Below are 3,643 nucleotides of genomic sequence, written 5' to 3'. Positions count from 1 at the left end.
AAATGCACCTAAAAAAGTGGCACAACTTCGACCGAAACGCCTGGCACAACTTGAACCGAAATGGGTGGCACAACTTCGACCGTTTTATCTAGGTGGGGAGCAATGGCAGAAAAACCCCTATGATTCCTAGCGTAAGGCTCAAAAATCCCAGGATAAGCAGGAGTATTCGAACCAGTTTTGTTCGCATTCGATTAATTAATTATTGTGCCTTAGCAGGCCATGCTCGACAAAGCCTGCGTTGGCAAGGTGGTTTACTGTGGATCTTTGCTATCCTCAGGTGCATCAGCTGGTTTCTGTTTTGGTGCCAGCGGACCTCTCATGTGAATGACCAATCCGTTGAGGAAGTTGCGCAGAATTTGGTCACCCAATGGTTTGTAATTAGTATGCTCTTCGGCTCGAAAAAAAGCAGCGAGTTCGGTCTTGGATATGGTAAAATCAACCAATTTCAGTATCTCTATTATTTGATCGTCGCGGAGGTGCAGTGCAACGCGGAGCTTCTTGAGTATTTCGTTGTTCGACATACAAATTCGTTTTATTTTGCGCAAAATGCTGCCAACAAAATGCTTGTGGCAGCGCACAAAGGTAAGAATTTATCGCAGAGTATGGGAGTTTGTTCTGAACTTGCCATTGCTACTCGTAGTGCTGCCAAGCCTTTTGTATATGGTTGTAAAGAAATCGTAACTCGGTGTGAGAGGTTCTCCCCGTCGGCTTAGCTGGCGGGGCGGTCTACTCGATTATAGGCTGCCGTTTTTTTGGCGTCAAATCTCAATTTCTATTCTTTAATAAAGTTTCATTCAGTTTCATTTTCAAACCATTCTTTTCCTGTTTCTAGACGAGTTAGAAAGTCTGTAAATGAAGTTCCAATTTCAATGTGATATTGTTTGTCTAAGTCAATAAAAGGTGAAAGGACAATTCTATAAACATGTTCCTCTGTCAATTCTATCGCAATGAATTCGTTACTTCCGTTTCCTCCAATACCAATTGTTTTCGTCAAGTTGTCAAGAATGCCATAATTTATATTTGTTTCGATTAGTTCTTCAAGGCTCCAAAGTTGAATGTATTCTTTTCCAACTGAACCCTCAAAACACATATAATTTTCTAGAAATTTCTTATAGTCTAGTGGAAGTTGGAATTTGATAAGAGTTTCAATTTCTTCAATTGTTTTCTTCGGTTTCTCATTCCTTTTCTTAAAATCTAATCTCAAAAGTATTTCTTCAAGTTCTTCCATTTCCTAGAATGTTTTTCGAGTTTGTATGTCACGTTGGGATTTTCATCACGGTTGCCTATAACGGTTGCCGCTATGGCATCGTGTGACATCAGCCGTGAGGCTAGATGGCGCCCGATGTGACACCAAAGGTGTCAGCCAACGCACACATAGCACAACAAACTGCCCGAAGGCTGTGGCGCATGTGCGATAGCGGTTGTGTGTGCCTTGAATGGTAAATATAATAAAAGTTCTTTAAACGGAAGCGTTTGGGAACAAGTCCAGAGGGTGGAAGTCCCTTGTGCGCGGAGTCGTGTCCGAACGGCGCAGCTTTTGGTATTCCTATGAAAGAAATGGATGGCTGGGCGGTTGCCTAACGGCGCAGCCCTCACGAATTCCAAATAAAAAAATATTACAGGATGAGTAACGCCCCATTTTGGGAACCACGATTACCCTTGATCGTCTAGGCAAAAGAGGGTATGAGGCTATGCTTACACATTACGAGAAAATTGCGCCACATCTTAATGAACCGCTGTATACGAACGGCGAAGCCCTCACGAATTCCAGAAAACAATATAATAAAAGGATGAGTAAACCCGTACGTACAGTGGTGTGAGAGGTTCTCCCCGTCGGCTTAGCTGGCGGGGCAGCCTACTCGATTAGCCACTGCTGGTTATTGATTCTACAATTAAATTCGCCAACTTAGTTCTTGCCTGTTCATTCGAACCAAAATGGCTGGATGTCAATTCTACTTTTGTTTCTGTAAGGTGTTTTTTGAATTGGTCAAATATTCTGCAAAAGAACTCAATGCTCAAATCATTTTCCTCTTCACCTTTTCGATATATTACTGGGAATGATTTAATTATTGCACCAAAACCAATTGATTTTGATAGAATAAACATATCCGGAGAATTCCATTCCAGATTAAAAACTTGTGATACAGCGGTAAAGAGATTGAACATGATCTTGAGTATTACGCTATCTTTCTCATGAATGAAATAGTCCCTCAATACGAATCGATCATCATCTTGCAATTGTTCGCCATTTTTTAATTTTTGGGTGTCATCATCTGGGTTTTTACTAATTAATTCCAACATGTATTTTATAAATGTACCTTGAGACAAGGATGCCAATTCTTGGCCTTCCTCTCTTTTACCCAGCATCTTAAGGCGATTATAAAATGGAGAATCTGGTTCCTTATTTAGCGCTCTGGCAGTTTCATGACAGGTTTTAAAAGGACTACGTTTAGTCGATAATGCAAATAAATCATAGATGAGGGACATATTTACCCTTGTTTGTTTACTGTTGATTATAGAGAAAACGTATGCTTTTTCCTCTGGGATAAGGTTAAACATCAGAACAACAGGCAACTGGAATCGAGTCAAGAAATTAGAACTTTTTAATCCTCCCAATCTATGTTGGCCATCGATTACTTCTCCTAATAAAGAATTCTCATCTATGGTAATATAATTCTCATCTATTTCAATAGTTGCATTATCATCAACGGCAATTATTATCGGTGTCGGAAATGTTGCATCGGAGTCGCCGCAGTACTTTGCAATTTCTCTGATTCTAGATTCTGATTGTTCACGCTGGATAGCGTCTGGATTTTCGTTTCTTCGATCAACAGTTGCAATTTTTGCAAGAACTGATGCATCAATGGAAGTAACATAAAAAGTTCCGATTGGTTGATTTATTTGTATGTATTTTAATTTCATAATTTTCTCCCTTTCCCATCGTCAGTTACTTTTTTACTTTCTTCGATGCGTTCATTTACATCTTCATCGTCTTTTTCATTAAATAAAGGATCATCAATAAACTTGTATTTCAAAGGATCATTTTCCAGTCTAATTATACAATAACCATAAATGACTATGATAAGTGCGAGTATATACATTAATAGCTGTGTCCAGTCTATTTTTAATACTAGATTTTTATTTTCAAACCCATTTTTGGATTGAATTACGGCATAAACTATACCTGCAAAAAATAAAAAGAAAATGGAAAATATTATGGTATAAATCTTTAATGTCTTAAAACTGAACTTTGAAGAATTTAAAAGATTTATAAATAATGGACCTAGTAAAGAAGCTACTAAGGCAATTGAAAAAGTATAAAAACTACCATTTTGCGAATCAACAAAAATTGATTCTGATATGGATGTTGAATAGGTATAGTGTCGTATTATCATATTCGCAATAATTCCGATTTGTCCTGTAACTATTGTGAATAAGAACCAAATTGTGAATTCTGATCGATTATCAGTTATTACTGACAAGGGATCTTTAAGTAATCGTATGGCATTTTTCATATTTTATGGTTTTGTTTTATTCCAGTTGTGGCTAACGGTTGCTGCTAAAATGCGTTGGGGAGTTCGAAGCAGCGTCGTTATCCCACGGTAAAATAAATGCAATATACTAAAATATAACTTATCTAACC

At 38.0% G+C, this 3,643-nt stretch carries 4 protein-coding genes; all 4 read right to left on the bottom strand.

Going from position 1 to position 3,643, the window contains the following annotated elements; all coding sequences use genetic code 11:
* Positions 1-251 precede the first annotated feature (251 nt).
* The 4 genes from BLS65_RS17360 to BLS65_RS17345 all read right to left on the bottom strand — a co-directional run bounded on the left by BLS65_RS17360 (position 252) and on the right by BLS65_RS17345 (position 3,515).
* A complete protein-coding gene (locus tag BLS65_RS17360; protein WP_092441054.1) occupies positions 252-521 on the bottom strand; it encodes a DUF1456 family protein in 270 nt (89 codons plus the stop codon).
* Between the two features lie 269 nt (positions 522-790).
* Positions 791-1,228 carry an SMI1/KNR4 family protein gene (locus BLS65_RS17355; protein WP_092441053.1) on the bottom strand — a complete coding sequence of 146 codons (438 nt, stop codon included), beginning with the start codon at positions 1,226-1,228 and terminating at the stop codon, positions 791-793.
* Positions 1,229-1,863: 635 nt separating this feature from the next.
* Complete coding sequence (locus tag BLS65_RS17350; protein ID WP_092441052.1) at positions 1,864-2,922, bottom strand: DGQHR domain-containing protein; 1,059 nt, start codon at positions 2,920-2,922, stop codon at positions 1,864-1,866.
* Positions 2,919-3,515 carry a hypothetical protein gene (locus BLS65_RS17345; RefSeq protein WP_092441051.1) on the bottom strand — a complete coding sequence of 199 codons (597 nt, stop codon included), beginning with the start codon at positions 3,513-3,515 and terminating at the stop codon, positions 2,919-2,921. The genes BLS65_RS17350 and BLS65_RS17345 overlap by 4 nt, the downstream gene beginning before the upstream one ends.
* Positions 3,516-3,643 lie beyond the last annotated feature (128 nt).

It is taken from the genome of Williamwhitmania taraxaci (assembly GCF_900096565.1).
Lineage (GTDB): Bacteria > Bacteroidota > Bacteroidia > Bacteroidales > Williamwhitmaniaceae > Williamwhitmania > Williamwhitmania taraxaci.
The sequence above is the reverse complement of the archived record's forward strand: the minus strand, read 5'-3'. Positions and strand labels throughout refer to the sequence as shown.

What these genes read in the sequence shown, in the direction of transcription:
- BLS65_RS17360 (WP_092441054.1), bottom strand. Translation starts at nt 521, where the DNA reads ATGTCGAACAACGAAATACTCAAGAAGCTCCGCGTTGCACTGCACCTC.
- BLS65_RS17355 (WP_092441053.1), bottom strand. Translation starts at nt 1,228, where the DNA reads ATGGAAGAACTTGAAGAAATACTTTTGAGATTAGATTTTAAGAAAAGG.
- BLS65_RS17350 (WP_092441052.1), bottom strand. Translation starts at nt 2,922, where the DNA reads ATGAAATTAAAATACATACAAATAAATCAACCAATCGGAACTTTTTAT.
- BLS65_RS17345 (WP_092441051.1), bottom strand. Translation starts at nt 3,515, where the DNA reads ATGAAAAATGCCATACGATTACTTAAAGATCCCTTGTCAGTAATAACT.